Origin of the sequence: Nitrospira sp. BLG_1, from assembly GCF_047338595.1 — a bacterium.
Lineage (GTDB): Bacteria > Nitrospirota > Nitrospiria > Nitrospirales > Nitrospiraceae > Nitrospira_D.
The window spans coordinates 1-2,742 of sequence record NZ_JBLFBO010000100.1 but is presented as its reverse complement, the minus strand read 5'-3'; the positions used below and the strand labels follow the sequence as shown (position 1 = coordinate 2,742).

4 protein-coding genes are annotated in these 2,742 nt (G+C 56.1%); all 4 read right to left on the bottom strand.

Going from position 1 to position 2,742, the window contains the following annotated elements; all coding sequences use genetic code 11:
- Positions 1-221: 221 nt before the first annotated feature.
- A complete protein-coding gene (locus ACMTNU_RS20400; RefSeq protein ID WP_413937130.1) occupies positions 222-422 on the bottom strand; it encodes a hypothetical protein in 201 nt (66 codons plus the stop codon).
- A 156-nt stretch (positions 423-578) separates the two neighbouring features.
- Positions 579-926 carry a hypothetical protein gene (locus tag ACMTNU_RS20395; RefSeq protein ID WP_413937129.1) on the bottom strand — a complete coding sequence of 116 codons (348 nt, stop codon included), beginning with the start codon at positions 924-926 and terminating at the stop codon, positions 579-581.
- 238 nt (positions 927-1,164) lie between these two features.
- On the bottom strand, positions 1,165-1,332 hold the full coding sequence (locus ACMTNU_RS20390; RefSeq protein WP_413937128.1) for a ribbon-helix-helix protein, CopG family: 168 nt from the start codon (positions 1,330-1,332) through the stop codon (positions 1,165-1,167).
- A gap of 484 nt (positions 1,333-1,816) precedes the next feature.
- A partial coding sequence (locus tag ACMTNU_RS20385) for an LPD38 domain-containing protein (RefSeq protein ID WP_413937127.1) occupies positions 1,817-2,742 on the bottom strand: 926 nt, incomplete at its 5' end.

The following is a 2,742-nucleotide window of genomic DNA, read 5'->3' as shown; positions in this document are numbered from 1 at the left end:
TCAAATTTCATGACCATCCCCCCTCGCCATCCTCATATTGTTTTCCGACTTCTTCCATTGTTCGTCTAACCATTGCACTTCCGACAGTGCCCTAGGATCATCAGGGAATTGCATGCGGACATGGCCGCATGCGCATACCCACAGCTCACACGTATGGCTGAACATCAGCCACCTGAAACTGTGACAGCCCAACCAACAGGAGATGCGTCTCACGAGTGACATCATCGATTCCTCCTCGCGCTCGGCAATGCCCAGAGGCGTTCTAGCTCTTGCACGTCCGAGCTTGAGTCGGCACGAGCTGCCGCCGCACACAGATCGAGCCCCCAGGCGATGGCGCACACTCGACACATCGAGTACGGCCCCCAATCGGTCTGGATCGTCACGTTAATGGCACGCTCCTCACAGTAGGGACAGCACATCATCAGGCCCTCCTCAAAACTAGGGGCATGAGTCCTCATCGACGGAACGACGCCCACATCGTCACGCACGTCAACATCATGAGATGAAACCAGATCGAAAATACGTCCGGCTTTCTTGTGTACGTCATGACATCCTCCGAGATGCCTCAACAATTGACTTTAAGCCGCTTGCTCCAAGAGACAGCGCCGCTGCGCCGCACGATTGGCCACCACGACGGCATCTTCCCAGTTGCCGCAATAAATGCAGCGCCATGAGACAGACTGCATCGTCTGCGCGTCGCCAAGATCCGGCGTGTAATCGGTGCTGGTGTACCGCAGAGATGACTCGCGAAACATCTGAGCAGAACAGTGTGAGCAGGTCATGGAAGCCTCCTTGAAGAACGCCCGGTTCGCCACCGTGGGGTCGGCTTCCATTCCGACGCCAGCGACCTTAATTCCCTGCAAGGACAGGGCGAGTGGGGTACCAGCGGAGAACCGGGCTAATGGGTTTGAGAAACGGAGCGACATGGAAGGAACTCCTTTTGTGAAACCTCACATCGTCACAACAAATTCCGTATGGCACACGAGACGGACGGCAACGTCTCCTCTGTATCCTTCACCACTTCAGACCACAGGAACCGAGTGTCCCGCCAGATCCGATGGACCCGAATCACCCCCCTCGCCGTCAGCCGGTCAACCGTTTTGGTGGTCACCCGAAGCCTGGCGGCGAGTTCTTACCGTGGCGTGTGCCCCACGGAGGACCTTCTCATACGTGAGAAGTATTCTTTCCGTATCGCTCCATGATCGCCCACCGAATGATATCGGCGCGACTGCATCGCTTGGCCTTGCATTCGCTGTCGAGTTGCTTCAGTAGGGCTCGATCAATGTCCGTCGCGACCTTCTTCAAGCTGTGCGTTCCATTTTGTGACATCATGTGACATACCATAGCAGCAGGGAGGAACACTGTCAAGCACAAAATGGCACAAAATGCAACTCGTTTTACATTGCCAAATTTTTCAGGCGCGTGTAGATGCAAAGGACTAGGTGATAGGAATGGGTGAAATGGGTACATTAGAAAACAATGCCTTGCAATGATTTCAATGAGATGAAGCGACTATGCGGGAACGTAGGGGACTGTAGGCCCACATCTACGGCCACTGTACGGCCACTGGGTTTGACATGGTGATGCGCTGGTATCACTGGTTGCTTTTGGTCGGGATGGCGTTTATTCTAGACTGGATGGACTTCGGCGGATGGCCGTTTTCGGGGTGGTGAGATGGCAGACTGTCCAGACTGTGACGCTGAAATTGAGCCTGAATCATTCCCATTCGGCGATGATGTGACGTGCCCCAGGTGCGGTCGCGTGTATAAGACTGACTGGGATTATCTCAACGAGGACGACGATAGAGCCTGGTGGATCACGGTACCAGCTCATGGAGCGCCGTCGTCGGACGCTTCGACAGAGGTTGCGGAAAGCCCATCAGATCGAGGAACGGATCATACTCCGATTCGAGTTCGCGCTTCTTCTTGATCTTCTCATCTGCCTCTGGCCGTGGCAGCTGCTTCTCCCAGAGATCCCGAAGATACTTCGCATCCGCCCGCACTTGCTTCGCCAATCGGTCGCGATCCTCTCGACTCTCTGCCTTGTAATACTCGTTGAGATGTTTCCTGAACACCGCGTACCGCAACGAGTCGGGATGCTTGGCGGTCCTCGGCGTAATCTGCGTCATGTTGGTGATGCGGTCCACCGCCTTTGATCGGCTCGGCACGACTCCGCGCTCTTCGGCGATCCTAGAGACCTCCTTAGCATCGAGACTCACGGAGGCGGGCGACCCACCCGTGACCCCAGAGGCCGACAGCGTGAGGCCATGCCGGTCCTTCCGGCCCGTGTCGGAGAGATCCACGGCGTACCGACCCACGTACCCGAATTGACTTTGGAGCAAGAAATCAATCTTGCGGGCATCGACCCCCACCGCTTGTTGCAAGGCTTGCCCTAAGCGTGACGCCCGATGATAGTTCCGAAGATCGAGCGCCAGGTTCTCCTCCCATCGCGGGACAATCGGTCGGTCCCGAAAGAAGTCGTAATTTGTCGCAGCTTGTAACCAGGATTGATAGGGGCCAGCCAACGACGCATCATCCACCGGCAGGAGCGTGCGCAGAAACGCCCCAACGTGCCCATCAAACGCCTTGGTGTTGCCCGTCGAGTAGTCCAGCGCACGCTCGAACGATGAGGCCATCACCCCGAGTTCAAATGGTTTAGGGACTTTCAACCACAGATCAGGCCCGAGTTTGAAGTTCCAGAAGAGATCCCGCTGATAGGCCGGCAACTGCCGATACTCGTCAA